A 16,222-nucleotide genomic window follows, 5' to 3' on the forward strand; every position below is an offset into this window, starting at 1 on the left:
TTGATGCATGCTTGGTATATAACTAACGGGCTGGTGGAGCGCACGCTGCGCCGTATCCACGTATAATTCTCACTTATTTTCTCAGCGCACTTTTTTATGACAACGAATAATTCAAAAAAAATAGTCTGGACTTTATTGCTAGCAATCGTGTTAGGGATAGCCGCATTTTTTGCTTATCAGTCTTTGAATGCTAAACAAGCTGCGCCAACGCTGAGTTTTACTAATTTGAAAGGTGATAAAACTAGTACGCAAAGTTTGCAAGGCAAAGTGTATATGGTGAATTTTTGGGCGACATCTTGTACCACTTGTATTAAAGAGATGCCGCAGATGATCGCTAGCTATGAGAAATTTCGCGCGCAGGGACTGGAGTTTTTTGCGGTAGCGATGAGTTATGATCCGCCGAACTATGTACTCAATTTTACTGAAACCCGTCAATTGCCTTTTCAAGTCGTATTGGATGTTGAGGGTAAAATCGCGCAAGCATTTGGTGACGTCAAGTTAACCCCAACCACCTTTGTGATCGACAAACAAGGCAAGGTCATTAAACGCTATGTCGGTGAACCTTCCTTTGCTGAATTAGATCAATTGTTAGCGCAACTATTGAAGCAAGCTTGATACCAAGCTAGGTACAGGAACTTTATGCTTGGCGTCGCTACAGTTTTGTTTTCAATGTGCTTCGATTTTCCAGCATTGCGCCTATCCTAGCGCAGTAAGTTCAGAGTGTACCTATCCTTCTTCAATTCTTATTTTTACTTTGTTTTAAAATTTTACGGCTATCGCTGGATCGCTACAGTTTGCTATTTAATTGAACAAGATTTCACAAAAAAGTCTATTGAAAACCCACTCTAAATTAAAAAATATTGTTCCGTCTAAGGCGTGATTTTGCTAATTATTTAGGCAGCTTTTCAGGTAGAATAGCGCTTCCTCGAAATTCCTCCGATTCTCCCAAGGTTCTACATCGTGCACATAGGCTCTTATCAGCTGAAGAATAATATTTTTGTCGCGCCCATGGCTGGTGTGACCGATAGGCCATTTCGCCAATTGTGTAAAGACTTGGGTGCGGGTTATGCCGTATCAGAAATGGCTGCATCAAATCCTAAATTATGGGAAACCGAGAAGTCCACGCGTCGTACCAATCACGAAGGTGAGATGGAACCCAAAGCAGTGCAGATCGCGGGAGCTGATCCCAAGATGTTGGCGGAATGCGCAAAATACAATGTCGATAAAGGTGCGCAAATCATCGATATCAATATGGGCTGCCCAGTTAAAAAAGTTTGTAATGCATGGTGCGGTTCTGCTTTGCTACAAGATGAAAAACTCGTCGGTGAGATTTTGGATGCCGTAGTTGCTGCGGTCGATGTGCCGGTGACTTTGAAGTTTCGCACTGGTTGGGATAGAGCGAACAAGAATGCTTTGCAAATTGCGCGTATTGCCGAATCGGCTGGGATTGCGATGTTGACTTTGCACGGACGCACACGTGCCGATGGCTACAAGGGCGATGCAGAATACGAGACCATTGCCGCAGTGAAGGCACAAGCACGTATCCCGGTAGTGGCGAATGGCGATATTACGACACCTGAGAAAGCCAAATACGTGTTGGCAGTCACGGGTGCCGATGCCATCATGATCGGTCGCGCGGCGCAAGGACGGCCGTGGATTTTTAGAGAAATCGATCATTACTTAAAGACGGGCACCTATTTGCCAGCGCCTTTGGTATCGGAAGTTAAAGCATTGTTAGACCGTCATTTGCGCGAGCATTATGCGTTTTATGGCGAGTTTATGGGCGTGCGCACCGCGCGCAAACACATAGGTTGGTATGTGGAAGATTTGGTGGATGGCGAAGGCTTTCGCCAGCAAATGAATAAGTTGGAAACTTGTGAGGAACAATTGGCGGCGGTCAACATGTTTTTTGATAGTCGACCGACAGAACGGTTACAATACCGCCCCTCCGAGATGAATACGAACGGAGAATTAGCGCAAGCCTTAGCTGCTTGAGTTATTTTCCTAATGGTATTTGGTGCGAGTTATGTGCACTATTTTGGTGGTAGTTTTATTTAGTTTAACCCTTGAATTCACAGCAGTTTTATCGTTAGTCGAATTCATTAATAAGAAGAAAATTCAGTATGAGTAAAGAAAGCATTCAAGAAGCCGTTCACAAAAATCTGGAAAAATATTTCCGTGATTTGGGAGAACAACCTGCTTCGAATATTTACGATATGGTGGTGTTGGCGGTTGAAAAGCCGATGTTAGAAATGGTCATGACACGCACCGATAGCAATCAATCTCAGGCTGCAGACATGCTCGGTATTAATCGCAATACTTTGCGCAAAAAATTGCAGCAACACGGTCTTCTTTAATTTTATTTCAATCTCTCTATCATGATCAAACAAGCTCTCCTGTCCGTATCGGACAAAACTGGTGTTCTCGAATTTGCCCGTGAACTTAATGCCATGGGCGTCAAACTATTGTCCACAGGCGGTACTGCGAAACTCTTGGCAGACAATGGTTTGCCAGTGACTGAAGTCGCTGATTACACAGGTTTTCCAGAGATGCTCGATGGTCGTGTCAAGACGTTGCATCCGAAAGTGCACGGCGGTATTTTGGCACGTCGTGATTTTCCTGAACATCAAGCGGCCTTAGAAAAACACGGCATTCCAACGATAGATATGGTGGTTGTCAATCTCTATCCATTCCAAGCTACTGTGGCGAAAGCAGAATGCTCTTTGGAAGACGCGATTGAAAACATTGATATCGGCGGCCCAACCATGTTGCGCTCCTCTGCGAAAAATCATAAAGACGTAGTCGTAATTTGCGATCCTAGTGATTACACAACAGTCTTAGCGGAGATGAAGGCAGGTAATAATGTGGTGTCGTATGACACCAAGTTTATGCTGGCAAAAAAAGTATTTGCGCACACTGCACAATACGATGGCGCGATCACCAATTATTTGACCAGTTTGGGTGAAGATAAAGCGCATACAACACGCAGTGCGTATCCACAAACTTTGAATATGCATTTCGAAAAAGTGCAAGAAATGCGCTACGGTGAAAACCCACATCAATCCGCTTCTTTCTACCGCGATCTGGCGCCAGTCGCAGGTGCATTGGCGAACTATGTGCAATTGCAAGGCAAGGAACTGTCTTACAACAACATCGCCGACGCGGATGCAGCATGGGAATGCGTGAAGTCTTTCGACACAGGCGCGTGCGTGATCGTGAAGCATGCGAATCCATGTGGCGTAGCAATCGGCGCGACCGCGTTGGAAGCCTATAGCAAAGCGTTGCAAACAGACCCAACTTCCGCGTTTGGCGGCATTATTGCGTTTAACACCGTTTGTGATGGTGCAGCAGCAGAAGCAGTCGCAAAACAATTCGTCGAAGTCTTGATTGCGCCTTCATTCACAGCCGAAGCAAAACAAATTTTCGCTGCGAAACAAAACGTACGTTTGCTCGAAATTCCATTGGGCTTAGGCGTGAATCAATACGACGTCAAACGTGTTGGCGGTGGCTTGTTAGTCCAAGCGCCAGATGCGAAAAATGTATTGCCAGCCGATGTACGCGTTGTCAGCAAATTGCAACCGACACCGCAACAAATGGCCGACATGATGTTCGCATGGCGCGTCGCTAAATATGTCAAATCGAATGCGATTGTGTTCTGCGGTAACGGCATGACTTTGGGTGTGGGCGCTGGTCAAATGAGTCGTATTGATTCTGCACGTATTGCGTCGATCAAAGCACAAAATGCGGGTTTAACTTTGCAAGGCTCCGCAGTCGCGTCTGACGCATTCTTCCCGTTCCGCGATGGTCTCGATGTCGTCGTCGATGCTGGCGCAACCTGTGTAATTCATCCTGGTGGTTCTATGCGCGATCAAGAAGTGATCGATGCTGCGGATGAGCGTGGTGTGGTGATGTTGTATACGGGCGTGCGTCACTTCCGTCATTAAATAATACGCCTTGAATCCGAGTCTCGAGCGCATTTCATCGTTGCAAATGCTCGCAATACCGACGTATTGTATTGCTGTGCTTTGCGCCTTGAACTGCATCTCGATACTCGAATTCCAAGCGCATTATTGTTAGCTTATTTTTTTTCTCTAGCCTAAGGCGATTATTCTGTGGGAAGAACTCATACGTGAAAACCCAAGTTCTGCGTATAATTTGCTAACGATCATTTATCAGAAGCAAGCACAAATGAAAATCCTCGGCATCGATCCCGGTTTGCGCACCACAGGTTTCGGTGTCGTCTATAAGCAGGGCAGTAAGCTCACTTACATCGCCTCAGGTACCATCAAAACAGTCGAAGGCACTTTGCCAGAACGTTTGAAAACTATCCTCTCCGGCGTTACAGAAATCATTCAAACCTACCAACCCGATTGCGCCGCAATTGAAAAGGTATTCGTTAACGTCAATCCTCAATCCACACTCTTACTTGGTCAAGCACGTGGCGCAGCGATCTGTGCCTTGGTGCAAGCTGAACTCATTGTTGCTGAATACACCGCGCTGCAAGTAAAGCAAGGCGTGGTTGGTCATGGCAAAGCTAAAAAAGAACAAGTGCAAGACATGGTGCAGCGCTTGTTGTCTTTATCTGGAACGCCTAGTAGTGATGCTGCCGATGCGCTGGGTGTGGCGATTTGTCATGCGCATAGCGGGGATACTTTAAAGACGCTTGGTGCTATTGCGCCTGAGTTGGCTAAGAAGGGGTTGCGGGTTAGGGCGGGGAGGTTGATTGGATAATTTCTGGAATTAACTTTGGACGTTCATTTCATTGTTCGCAGGTCGGGTGTGGCACGACGGCCGCTCACTTTCTTTGCTTCGCCAAAGAAAGTAAGCAAAGAAAGGCGACCACGCTGCCACTGCCCTTCGGGTTCCCAATTGTGCAAGACAAAAAATGGGAAAGCTTCGAAACTCGCTGCGCTCAAACAACGAAGCTTTCTTTATCCATTTTCTGTCTTGCACAATTGGCAGTGTCAGAAGTGGGTAAAGGTCAAAAAACAAAGTCAAAAGCAACGGCAACTTCAAAACAATCAGAACTAACGGTCGTATATTTTTCTAACATCAGTTGTAGGTCGTTGTTTTTGACTTTGCCCTACCCCCGTTTGAGACGATGTAATTTGTGCGTCACAGAAAATAGATAAGAAAGTGTTGTTGTTTGAGCCAAAGGCGAGTTTCAACACTTTCCCATTTTTTGTGATGCACAAATTATGCTAAAGCGTAGCGTAAGCACCCGAGGGGAGATTGATGGGGTTTCGCAAAGCATGCTTTGCGCCATCGACCTCTAAGCTGCTTGCAAGCAGCGCAGTGGAGACTCTACGGTCGCCTTTTTGGTATCACCTTTTTTGGCGAAGCAAAAAAGGTGATTGGCTGTCGGGCCACACCCGACCTGTGAACGTAAATAACGCGCATCTTCAATTTCAGTGTAAGAATTCAAAACTACTAAAAGTTAATAGGCTGTCGAGTCACACCTGATCTGCGAACGTTGGACTTTCGAGAAAATGAAATGGAGGAAAAAGACCCAGTTGCGACTAACGAAGCATAATTGCGCGCGCGGTATAAAGCCCAAAAATAAAAATCATATCAAAAATTTCCCAACCTTAACCTTCAAAATAGAAATCAACACCGGATCCATAAACTCATAATCATCCGGAATATCCAAACAAATAATTCGCTTATTGCTCAAATAGGGTCTGAACTTTTTCGATAGCTTACTACGATGCGTTTTCTCCATCACGAAGATGATGTTTGCCCAAGCGATTTGTTCAGAAGATAGTGGGGTATTCGCATCGTTACCTAAGCCAGCGGAGTCTGTTTCTACGTCTGGCCATGATGCAAAAATTTGTTCCGCAGTTGGGCTGCGTAGGCGATTTTGGGTGCAGATGAAGAGCGCTCTTTTCATGTGATTTTCTGTGAATTTTTTTCAGTCTATTCTTTACCGGTAAGGCAAACAATTGATGTGAGTTTATTTTCCTGCTCGCAGTGTTTTCAATTGATTGTTAAGCCAATTATTGCTCTCAACGGCGGCTTCGTTACCGCATTTGACTTGATAAGCCTTGCCACTGGTGCTACTGCTCGACGCGGCGAATTTGATGAAATCTTCAGTGGTATTGATCATGCCTTTTTTTTCGAAATACTCTAGTTTTTTGCTTAGATGCGATTGCGCCTCGGCGCTTGTGTACCAAGTGCCATTGCGGTTGAACTGGCAACCCGAAATCTGTAATTTTTTGAGTAGCATATCAATTTCTGCACGAGTTACTTGCGGTGTTTGCGCGGCGACACTATTGACGCAGATGCTAAATAGAACAGCAGAGAAGAAACGACGTTTGAGAGTCATATGAATAGTCTTTAATTTTCTAGGTTGTCAGACATGCGTACTTGAATAACATTACCTTCTGGGTCGTGCCCATCACAGGCTCTAAATCCTCTGGCGCCCCATTCGTGTTCACGAGTTTTGATTGCGCCACCCAATTCGTTTGCTTGTTGGCGGGCTGCGGCTAGGCTCCTAACTGGTAAGCAAAGTTTTGTATAAGCGTCTTCACGTATTTTGGGGATTCCATGGTCAGAAGTGTTATCCGTAAAATCTGTATGCATAGCATGGATAACTAATTCGAATCCTTCAATTTTTAAAACGGCGTAGTCCGCTTCCTCATGTAGCATTTGCATGCTGGCTATGGTGCGATAGAAGCTTGTCATCTTCGGTACATCACTTACGAAAAGTACCATGCAAGTTGTCGGCGAAAGTGTCATTGTATCTCCCTAATTTGTTTGGAGTCGGTACAAAGTGGGTTTGTAGTCGTTTAGGCAGCAGCTTCTGGAATACTCAGGCGCGCGCTTCTCTGTTGCATTTCAAAAATGGAAAAGTGATTTATTCGGGGCAGATTTTTCTTGTGTGTAAAGAATCGCATTACAATGTACAACGCGCTAATCTAAGTTGCCTAATGAGGGTATTGTATGTCATATCAAATCAGCTTTTTTCTAAAATGTATAAGACATAGTGCTTTGGGACTGGTGTTGCTGAGTATGTTCAATTCTTTTGCCTTCGCTGCCGATCGTTATGCCATTGATCCTAGTCATACGTATTCTATTTTTGAATATTCACATTGGGGATTAAGTTTGCAACAAGGTCGCTTCGAAAAAAATAGTGGCTTTATTGAACTAGATTTAGAGAAGAAGACAGGTAGCGTTCAACTTGATATCGACGCAGCGTCGGTAAGTACGGGCAATAGTTTGTTCGACAGCGCTTTACGATCAGGTAATTTTTTTGATGTAGAAGTGTATCCAAAGATCAGTTTTAAATCGACGGCTGTCCAGTTTGATGAGAAGGATAATGTGGTCGCTTTGGAAGGCGATTTGACGATTAAAAATATCACTAAGCGCGTCAAGTTTTCTCTAACGCATTTTCGTTGCCGATTTATGCCTTTGTATTTTAAGACTGCCTGCGGAGCAAATGGCAATGCCAAGATTTTGCGCAGCGACTTTGATGTGGGACGTTATACGCCATTCGTCAGTGATGAAGTAACTTTGTATTTTAGCGTTGAGGCGATTAAGGAATGATGTTTAAGTCGTTTGTTTATATGCCAGCTAACGCGTCATGTTGGTAGAAATCAACGCAGTTCTTTACGAATAACCAGTTTTAAGCCCGACCAGATTTCGCTCACCGCGCATACCTTGATATCGACTAAGCCCAGCGGTAAAGCGATCTCTCGTATCGTATCTTCTGTGATATCGGTGGGTACTTTAGATGCTTTCTTAGGCCACGAAATCCATATCACGCCGTTGGCTTTTATCGTACTTCTTAGTTTGATTAATTCAGCTTGCAGTTGCGTCTTTTCTTTCGTGAAGACATGCACGATATCGGTAGATATGCCCAGCTTTTTCATAAATTGCACACCTTCAGGAATAGGTGCGAGTAACTGCAAATAGTCGTCGGGCGCTTGTATCGTGTATACCTGAGTGTTTTCAGTGATGCCTAATTTCTTGGCTAGTGGCGTGCCTGAATAACCGGAAGTTTGTGCATTCATATTGGCCTCCAACTGCGTTAAATTGACTAAGCTGATATTGAATATGTGACCTTAGACTAGGTCATCTGGATTATTTTTTTGAGTAGAATTTTGCTTTGAGCCGCCCACGAAATTGGGCGACTCGGATGCATCGTTTAGCGGTGACCGTTTAGCACAACTCTAACATTAATAACTGATGTTACAGGTGAAATTGTCCTAGCGCTTCTGGCTGCCTAGTCACTTCCAAGACCCTTAGTTGGGCTTTTTTAGTTCCAGGCACTTCCCAAGAAATCGACTGGTTCACCGACAACCCTAGCAGCGCGCTACCAACTGGTGCGAGGACCGAAATAGTTTTTTCTGACCCCGCATCTTTAGGATAGACCAAGGTCAATTCGAGTTCAGAGTCGGTGCTGTCGTCAATGAAGCGAATGGTCGAATTCATCGTGACGAGGTCGGGCGGCACTTCCCTTGGCTCTAAGACTTTCGCACGTTCGATTTCGCGGCTTAGCAAATCGACGCCTGGTAAGTTTCTATAAATATTTGACTCTAACAATAACTCAAGTCGCGCCTGATCAAGGCTGGACATAATAATCGGTGGCATGACTTCCACATCTATTTCCTTCACAAGATTTAATAATATCAATCGATATAACTGCTTCAACGCTTTTGACGTTTATGAATGAAGCTGAGGCTGACGTTAACATATTAATCGGGTGGGGGCAATCGTAGTTGCTGTGCTTGGAAGGGATAGTCTCGTTAAACTTTCGGCTGGGTAGTGCTGATATCGCTACACATAGTAAAACGCCTACTGCCATATCATGCTAAAACCGAATCAGTATGCGTAATATTAGGGGCGTAAAGCGGGAAACCAATTAAGTCGTTTGCTTGAACTTATTCTGAACTTGGCTTGCGCTTATTTTGAGCCGATCTTCAATTTATTAGAGTTGCTTGAGCGAGCGATTAGCTTTTAGGCGTTGAATGATTTTTTCTACATTGCCAGCGATGCTACCCGTTTCACACACAAAATCCCAAGCCAGCGTGCTATGTTGTTGATTGATACCTTTGTTGCTGATTTCATTCCATTCATTGCGACGGGAAGGAGACCAACTGCCATCGGCGCGGCCAAATGCAAATAAGCGTTTTTCGAACGTGTCGCAACGCAAACCTTCATAGCTGACATTTTTAGCGCCGGATTTGCTGATGGAAACCATGGTGTAACGCAAACTGCCATCGGTCACGATAGCTAGTGATTTGCTATCGATGAAAAAGCTCTGGTTTTCGTTACTGTAAAAGGGCAGCAGATTTTCTTGAGCTGGTGCGCTAGGGAATTGTACTGGGCTATCAACCCAGACTTTTGCTGGTTTCTCAGCGATTTCTTGAGAGGAGACGGAGAAGATAAAACACAAGCTCAATCCCACGCTCAAACCGCAAGCCCGAAAAGCTTGTTGTATAGGACGAGCAGTGAAAAAACGTGGAGTGAGCTGGTGCATGATCAGGTTTCCTTATTCGGTGTCGAGGTGTTTGGACTAGTCGGCAACGGTTGGTCTGAATTGGTACTTGCGGTTAGTTCAACACTCGCCTGCAGGCTACCCGGTTTGGCGTCTTGCGTGCGTCGCGGTCCACGTTGATGGTAAGGCTTACGTTGGCTATCGGGACGATTAATGAAACGTGACAATTCTTGCAGTGCCATTTGATAGACACCACGCTTAAATTCAATCACAGTATCTAGTGGCACCCAATAGTCATGCCAGCGCCATGCGTCGAATTCAGGATGAGTGCTGGCGCGCAAATTTACGTCACAATCGCGACCGACCATGCGCAGCAGGAACCAAATCTGTTTTTGTCCTCGGTAATGGCCACGGATTTCGCGTTTGATAAAGTGATCTGGTACTTCATAGCGTAGCCAGTCACGGGTGCGACCGATGATTTTGACATGCTCGGGGAGCAAGCCAGTTTCTTCTTCGAGTTCGCGGAACATGGCTTGTTCCGGCGATTCGCCGTATTTAATGCCGCCCTGTGGAAATTGCCAAGAATGCTCGCGCACTCGTTTGCCCCACCAGACTTCATTATTGGCGTTCAGCATAATAATGCCTACGTTAGGCCTAAAGCCTTCACGATCCAACATGGTTTAACCCCAATTATTTCTTGGGAAATAATCAATATTCGCTTAGGCGTGTTTTAGCGTTTGGTATTTTGCATTTTACATATTGCTAAAACCATGTCCGCAAAAAAACTCACACGGAAATAAATCGGCGAGATTTTAAGTGTCCTAAGCGAATTGTTAAGTATTCCCAAACGTGGTCAGGGCTCATTCTTTATTCTGAAAGGCGAAGATTTTGACGCTGAAAACCTAGGGATTTCCCGGAAATTCCGTTCAAAATCCTAATTCCAGCGAAAAAAGTGCAATTAAGCCGTCGAAACCACCATCAAAAATGCAAAGAGTGAGCGCATGAGCCAGCATATCCTTTAAAATTGAGTTGATTATAACCTAGGACTTCAACAAAAAAGCTCCTGCGTTGTTGTTTCAAAATTCAGAGCTATCAATTCCAGATTTTGCATCTCAACGCTGGCAACATTTTGATGTCATTCTAAACCTCCATTATTGAAAAGAAACAAGTCATGCGCGCCACACGTTTTTTCATTTCCACTTTAAAAGAAGCTCCTGCTGATGCTGAAATCGTCAGCCACAAATTAATGATGCGTGCCGGGATGATTAAGCGTCTCGGTTCTGGTATTTATAACTACATGCCTATGGGTTTGCGCATCATTCGTAAAGTTGAAAAAATTGTACGTGAAGAGATGGATCGCTCAGGCGCGATTGAAATGTTGATGCCAGTGGTACAGCCCGCTGAGCTGTGGCAAGAAACAGGTCGTTGGCAAAAGTACGGCGCGGAATTGATGCGCGTAAAAGATCGCCATGGTCGTGATTTCATTATTCAGCCAACTTCTGAAGAAGCAATTACCGATGTGGCGCGTCAAGAGATTAAATCTTATCGCCAATTGCCGATTAACTTTTACCATATTCAAACCAAGTTCCGCGACGAACGCCGCCCACGCTTCGGCTTGATGCGTGGTCGCGAATTCACGATGAAAGATGCTTATTCTTTTGATCGTGATTTGGATGGTTTGAAAAAATCTTACCAAACCATGTATGACGCCTACATCCGCATTTTTAATCGCTTCGGCTTGCAATTCCGTGCGGTAGCGGCGGATAACGGCGCGATTGGCGGTACAGGTTCACATGAGTTTCACGTGATTGCGGAAACGGGTGAAGATGCCTTGGTGTATTGCCCAACTTCAGATTACGCCGCGAATATGGAAGCGGCGGAAGCTTTGTCTTTGTTTAGCGAACGTCAGGCAGCGACACAGGCTTTAACAAAAACAGCGACACCAGGTAAAGCTAAATGTGAAGATGTGGCAGAGCTTTTAAATATTCCTTTGCAAAACACGGTTAAGTCTATCGTGTTGACTGTTGAAACCGAAGAAAAAAATAAAGTCACTAAGCAAGTCTGGCTATTGTTAATACGCGGCGACCATGAATTGAATGAGATCAAAGCGAGCAAAGTACCAGGCTTAGCCAACTACCGTTTCGCAAGCGAAGAAGAAATCGTCGAACACTTTGGTACAAAACCCGGTTACCTCGGCCCCGTGAATACCAAGTTGCCAGTTAAAGTGGTGGCGGATCGCACCGTCGCGATGATGGGCGATTTTGTGTGTGGCGCGAACGAAGAAGATTTCCACTTCACTGGTGCTAACTGGGGGCGTGATTTACCTGAGCCTATGGTGGCGGATTTGCGCAATGTGGTTGCTGGCGATCCATCACCAGATGGCAAAGGCGTGTTGGCGATTCAACGCGGTATCGAAGTCGGTCACGTATTCCAACTCGGCACTAGCTATTCGGAATCCATGAAAGCGACGTTCCTCGATGAAAATGGTAAGCCGCAATTATTGCAAATGGGTTGCTACGGGATTGGCATCACTCGCATTTTGGGTGCGGCGATTGAACAAAATTTTGATGACAAAGGCATTATCTGGCCGACTGCGATTGCGCCTTTCGAAGTCGTAATTTGCCCTATGGGTATGGAGAAGAGCCCTGCAGTCAAAGAGCAAGCAGAAAAACTCTATGCCGATTTATTAGCCGCAGGCGTCGATGTGTTGCTGGATGACCGTGATTTGCGTCCAGGCTCCATGTTTGCGGATTGGGAATTAATCGGTGTGCCGCATCGCGTCGTGATCGGTGATCGTGGTCTAAAAGAAGGCAATTTGGAATATAAAGGTCGTCGTGATGCTGAGGCGAGCAATGTTGCGGTAGCAGAGATGTTCAGTTTCTTGACCGCTAAGTTGCAGGCGAAGTAAATCTAAGAATGAAGTTAACAAAAGACGTACTGGCGCGAGTTTGTTCTTTAAAAAGACAAACTCGCGTTTGTTTTCTTACGCTACTAGTGGCCGTGTCGTCGTTGGCCAATGCGGGCAATCAAAAAGAAGAAGCCATCGCCGATTCGGTTCGACTTGCACTTGCTAAAGTCGTGGCGGATCCACGTCCACCCAAACCGACATTCGATAAAATTGAAGATAGGATTAAATACCTGCATTGGTTGGGCGAAATGTCGGATCGTCTCAAGCGTCGTATCCCCGATAAGCAAACTCGCCTCGAATTTCTTGAGACGGTTTGGTATGAGTCTAAACGCGCTGGTTTGGATACGGGAATGGTGCTGGGCTTGATGCAAGTCGAGTCAGGTTTCAAAAAATATGCGGTGTCTATCGTTGGCGCACGCGGCTATATGCAAGTGATGCCATTTTGGTCGCGTGTGATTGGCGATGGTGATCCCAAAAAATTATTCCAAATGCAAACGAATTTACGTTATGGTTGTTCGATTTTACGCATGTACATCGACATGGAAGGCGGTAATTTGTATTTGGCATTGGGGCGCTATAACGGCAGTCGTGGGCGTCCCGAATATCCGAATGCGGTACTAGCGAATTGGAAGAATTGGGAGTTCAAAGGCTAGCGAATTTGAATGCGAGCGTTGCTTATTTTCATCGAGGAGATCTACCATGGCGATTCCCTATCTTCAATCTGGACAGGTCTGTTCGGTGCTGCCAGCAGATGTAGCGACGGATACTTTGCAATCACTGGCCTTATTCAAAGATCCGCATCTCGAAGTGATACGGATGGTCTTACCCGCTGGTAAAACCATACCGCCGCATCATGTCAATGGTCCGATTACCATCCATTGTCTCGCTGGAGAGGTAGCCGTCAAATCGGAGCAACAAACCTATTCACTCGATGCTGGCGATTTGCAATATTTCGCTGGCGGTGTCGAGCATCAATTAGAAGCGATGCAGGCAAGCGTCTTGTTGGTGAGCATCGTCTTAATCCCGTCATCTGCATCCTAAACACGAAGTTTATTAGTCAGTTTTTGCCATCAATATGATTCCTGATGGAATAATTTGTTACTTCCACGATTTGATCTGTATCAAATTTGGTGAAGGTTCTTGCATAGTTTGGCAATAGCGTGCAAATTGATGCATGACTTAAAACCTAAGCCTAGTGCGGCTTCTATGGGTTTTCATAGACTTAACTAGTTCGTTTAGCCTATATACACTTGCAACTAGTGGATTGACCTTGTTTTTCATTTGTCTAGACTGAGCTAAACCTTTTTCGATAGGACAACTATGACCAAGCTTCATTCTTCCGTGGCTTCCGTGACACCTCGCACTGCGCGCTCCGTGCAAAAAATTACTCAAGCAAAATTGATGGCACAGGCTGTTAGTTTCGCCAGCTTATCGGCATGTTTGGTCGCGCCAGCCCAAGCGCAATCAGTCGGCTTAGACAGTAATGCCGGTGCTAGTATCAAACCCGCGCAGATTGTTGTAATCAGTGGCACACGCTATGAGCAGTTTGTCGAAAATTTGCCAATGGCGATCGACGTCATTGACCAAAAAGAAATCGAGCGCTTAGGTATTTCAGATATTCGTGATCTGGCCAAAAATCTAGCCAACGTCGAAGTCAAACGGGCACCAGCACGCTTTACTGTGACTGGTGTCGGTAATTCCACCGGGCGCGATGGTAATGCAGGATTTGCTATCCGTGGTCAGGACGGTAACCGCGTCCTGATGTTGATCGATGGCATGCGGCTACCGCGCAGTTACATTAACGGTAGTAATGCTTTTGGACGTGATTCAATCGCGATGAATTTGATACGCCAAGCGGAAATCGTACGCGGCCCAGCGTCGGTGTTATATGGTTCGGATGGTTTGGCAGGTTTGGTCAATTTCATGACTTTAGAACCGCAAGATTTTTTGCAAGAGAAGAATGCTGCACCTAAAGATTTTGGCGGTAAGTTATTTGCTAACTGGAGTGGTGATGACCATAGCCGTAGCCTTGGGGCTAGTTTGGCCGGTCGTATTAATCCGCAATGGAGTTGGCTGATTAGTGCCAATGCGAGTAAGGCCAAGGGATTGGAAAATATGGGGACAAATGATGTGCCTAATATCGATAGAACGACACCCAATCCACAAGACGATAAAACCCAGTCGGTATTGGCCAAATTAGTGTATCAACCTAGCTCGACACAAAAGCACAGCCTGAGTGTTGAGCATATCGATAAAATTTCTGATTTTGAATTGTTATCGAGCCGCGCCAAGTTGCCAATGACGACGGCGTCCGCGGTCAAAGGCGAAACTGTGCATAAAGAATCGACGCGAGATCGTTTGACCTTAACTGATCGCTATACGCTCAATAATGGCTGGGTCGATCATGTCCAAAGCAATCTCAGCTATCAAGATAGTAGTGCGCAAGACGACGGCGTGACGCACAGGAATACCTTAGCTGATCGCGTGCGTAAAGTATCGTATGCCGAACAAGCGTGGCAGTTTAGCGTGTTAGCAGATAAGTTGTTCAAATCGTCCAGCGATTTAGCACAGCGCCTTAGCTATGGTTTTGATTATTCCAGAATCGACGTTAGTAATTTCTTTGATGGTGTGGATCCCGGCAATGCAGATTTTACGCCACGTAAATATTTTCCTGATACACGTGATTCTAGCCGCGCCGTGTTTGTGCAAGATGAGATCTTTGCTGGCTCATGGATTATCACACCAGGCTTACGCTACGACCATTTTGACTTAGACGTCAAAACACAGGATGGCTTTGCACCACCGGCCAAAACACCAGCGAAATCGCTGTCAGGTTCGGCAGTCGTTCCGAAGTTGGGTGTTCTGTATAAGGTCAATGCGGATTGGAATGCCTATGCCAATCTGGCTGGCGGTTTCCGCGCCCCAAATGCGCAGCAGATCAATGGAGTATTTGATAGCTCAACCGTGCCGGCAGTGTTATTGGCGAACCCTGACTTAAAGCCTGAGAAAAGCCAAAATGTCGAGTTAGGTGTGCGTGCTTTATTTGAAAAATTCAATCTCGACGTAGCCGTGTTTAGTGGTCGTTATACCGATTTGATTTACGATAAAAAACCCTTAGGTGGCAAAGGCATTGCAGGGGATCCAGCGATTTTTCAAACCGTGAATGTGGATAAGGCCAAAATAGATGGTTTCGAAATCCGTGGGCAAGTTCAATGGGCCGAGTTTGCGGGTGGTCAATGGAGTTCACCATTTTCTTATGGTAAAACACGCGGTACCGATCAAGTCGCGCATACGCCTTTAAGTGTGATTAACCCCAGCAAGTTCTTCGCTGGTCTGCGTTACACCACTGATAGAGTCGATTGGCAATTGAATGCACGTCATCAAGCGGGCAAGGACGAAGCAGATTTGAGTAGTCCTTATTTGCTTAAGCCTGCTGTACCGCCACGTGTGCGTCAATTCTTGGTGCCAAGCGTAACGACTTTGGACATGCAATTGCAATGGACTATGCAAAAGAACTGGCGCCTGAATGTTGGTGTCGATAATCTCACTAATAAAAAATTCTGGAACTGGAGCGATGTGCAAGGTTTAGCCGCGAACTCCGTGGTGGTTGATGCCTATACGCAGCCGGGTCGTTACTATCATGCTTCTTTGGTGGTTGGGTTTTAGAATGTTGTTGAATCGGGCTTGAGATATTTTGGTTAGTTAGCTTGTTAGTTTGTTCTTGTGGTTTGTTGTTGCTGAACTTCCCTCACCCTAACCCGCTCCCGCTTGCGGGAGAGGGGATCTCATGCGAAATTGATGGCCGCTGATTGTTGTCTAATTTAGTAATTAATAATGACGACAGCCTATTTCAAGGAATACACCAAGTTCCCTCT

General features: G+C 45.6%; 17 protein-coding genes. 10 read left to right on the plus strand and 7 right to left on the minus strand.

The genetic code is table 11. From position 1 onward, the window contains the following. The first annotated feature begins 96 nt into the window (after positions 1 to 96). From ACFFJH_RS09825 to ruvC, 5 genes are all read left to right on the plus strand, one after another. Entirely contained in the window at positions 97 to 615 is a 519-nt protein-coding gene (locus ACFFJH_RS09825) for a peroxiredoxin family protein (RefSeq protein WP_390212019.1), read from the plus strand. A gap of 345 nt (positions 616 to 960) precedes the next feature. Beyond that, the gene (gene dusB / locus ACFFJH_RS09830; protein ID WP_390212021.1) at positions 961 to 1,995 is read left to right on the plus strand and encodes a tRNA dihydrouridine synthase DusB; all 1,035 of its coding nucleotides are present in this window, start codon (positions 961 to 963) and stop codon (positions 1,993 to 1,995) included. A gap of 128 nt (positions 1,996 to 2,123) precedes the next feature. After that, positions 2,124 to 2,357, plus strand: coding sequence for a helix-turn-helix domain-containing protein (locus tag ACFFJH_RS09835; protein WP_186892113.1), 234 nt, complete (start codon positions 2,124 to 2,126; stop codon positions 2,355 to 2,357). A 21-nt stretch (positions 2,358 to 2,378) separates the two neighbouring features. Beyond that, entirely contained in the window at positions 2,379 to 3,944 is a 1,566-nt protein-coding gene (purH, locus tag ACFFJH_RS09840) for a bifunctional phosphoribosylaminoimidazolecarboxamide formyltransferase/IMP cyclohydrolase (protein WP_390212025.1), read from the plus strand. Between the two features lie 244 nt (positions 3,945 to 4,188). Further along, positions 4,189 to 4,731 carry a crossover junction endodeoxyribonuclease RuvC gene (gene ruvC, locus ACFFJH_RS09845; RefSeq protein WP_390212027.1) on the plus strand — a complete coding sequence of 181 codons (543 nt, stop codon included), beginning with the start codon at positions 4,189 to 4,191 and terminating at the stop codon, positions 4,729 to 4,731. Positions 4,732 to 5,566: 835 nt separating this feature from the next. Here the strand turns inward: ruvC and ACFFJH_RS09850 are convergent. From ACFFJH_RS09850 to ACFFJH_RS09860, 3 genes are all read right to left on the minus strand, one after another. Then, positions 5,567 to 5,890, minus strand: a complete 324-nt coding sequence (locus ACFFJH_RS09850; protein WP_390212029.1) for a low molecular weight protein tyrosine phosphatase family protein — start codon at positions 5,888 to 5,890, stop codon at positions 5,567 to 5,569. A gap of 63 nt (positions 5,891 to 5,953) precedes the next feature. Continuing rightward, complete coding sequence (locus ACFFJH_RS09855) at positions 5,954 to 6,325, minus strand: YfeK family protein (protein WP_390212031.1); 372 nt, start codon at positions 6,323 to 6,325, stop codon at positions 5,954 to 5,956. 11 nt (positions 6,326 to 6,336) lie between these two features. Beyond that, positions 6,337 to 6,738, minus strand: coding sequence for a VOC family protein (locus ACFFJH_RS09860; RefSeq protein WP_390212033.1), 402 nt, complete (start codon positions 6,736 to 6,738; stop codon positions 6,337 to 6,339). A gap of 273 nt (positions 6,739 to 7,011) precedes the next feature. Here ACFFJH_RS09860 and ACFFJH_RS09865 point away from each other — a divergent pair, with 273 nt between their 5' ends. Further along, on the plus strand, positions 7,012 to 7,545 hold the full coding sequence (locus ACFFJH_RS09865) for a YceI family protein (RefSeq protein ID WP_390212035.1): 534 nt from the start codon (positions 7,012 to 7,014) through the stop codon (positions 7,543 to 7,545). Positions 7,546 to 7,595: 50 nt separating this feature from the next. Here ACFFJH_RS09865 and ACFFJH_RS09870 read toward each other — a convergent pair whose 3' ends face one another. The 4 genes from ACFFJH_RS09870 to ACFFJH_RS09885 all read right to left on the minus strand — a co-directional run bounded on the left by ACFFJH_RS09870 (position 7,596) and on the right by ACFFJH_RS09885 (position 10,116). After that, a complete protein-coding gene (locus ACFFJH_RS09870) occupies positions 7,596 to 8,012 on the minus strand; it encodes a DUF3052 family protein (protein WP_390212038.1) in 417 nt (138 codons plus the stop codon). Positions 8,013 to 8,190: 178 nt separating this feature from the next. Further along, complete coding sequence (rnk, locus tag ACFFJH_RS09875) at positions 8,191 to 8,592, minus strand: nucleoside diphosphate kinase regulator (RefSeq protein WP_390212416.1); 402 nt, start codon at positions 8,590 to 8,592, stop codon at positions 8,191 to 8,193. A 337-nt stretch (positions 8,593 to 8,929) separates the two neighbouring features. Next, on the minus strand, positions 8,930 to 9,481 hold the full coding sequence (locus ACFFJH_RS09880; RefSeq protein ID WP_390212041.1) for a CNP1-like family protein: 552 nt from the start codon (positions 9,479 to 9,481) through the stop codon (positions 8,930 to 8,932). A 2-nt stretch (positions 9,482 to 9,483) separates the two neighbouring features. After that, complete coding sequence (locus ACFFJH_RS09885) at positions 9,484 to 10,116, minus strand: RNA pyrophosphohydrolase (RefSeq protein WP_390212044.1); 633 nt, start codon at positions 10,114 to 10,116, stop codon at positions 9,484 to 9,486. Positions 10,117 to 10,610: 494 nt separating this feature from the next. Here ACFFJH_RS09885 and ACFFJH_RS09890 point away from each other — a divergent pair, with 494 nt between their 5' ends. From ACFFJH_RS09890 to ACFFJH_RS09905, 4 genes are all read left to right on the plus strand, one after another. Further along, on the plus strand, positions 10,611 to 12,347 hold the full coding sequence (locus tag ACFFJH_RS09890; protein ID WP_390212046.1) for a proline--tRNA ligase: 1,737 nt from the start codon (positions 10,611 to 10,613) through the stop codon (positions 12,345 to 12,347). Positions 12,348 to 12,355: 8 nt separating this feature from the next. Beyond that, a complete protein-coding gene (locus ACFFJH_RS09895; protein WP_390212048.1) occupies positions 12,356 to 13,000 on the plus strand; it encodes a lytic transglycosylase domain-containing protein in 645 nt (214 codons plus the stop codon). 46 nt (positions 13,001 to 13,046) lie between these two features. Beyond that, a complete protein-coding gene (locus ACFFJH_RS09900; protein ID WP_390212050.1) occupies positions 13,047 to 13,388 on the plus strand; it encodes a cupin domain-containing protein in 342 nt (113 codons plus the stop codon). Between the two features lie 279 nt (positions 13,389 to 13,667). Beyond that, on the plus strand, positions 13,668 to 16,013 hold the full coding sequence (locus ACFFJH_RS09905; protein WP_390212052.1) for a TonB-dependent hemoglobin/transferrin/lactoferrin family receptor: 2,346 nt from the start codon (positions 13,668 to 13,670) through the stop codon (positions 16,011 to 16,013). Positions 16,014 to 16,222 lie beyond the last annotated feature (209 nt).

The organism is Affinundibacterium danionis (genome assembly GCF_042432465.1).
GTDB classification, from domain to species: domain Bacteria; phylum Pseudomonadota; class Gammaproteobacteria; order Burkholderiales; family Burkholderiaceae_D; genus Undibacterium; species Undibacterium danionis.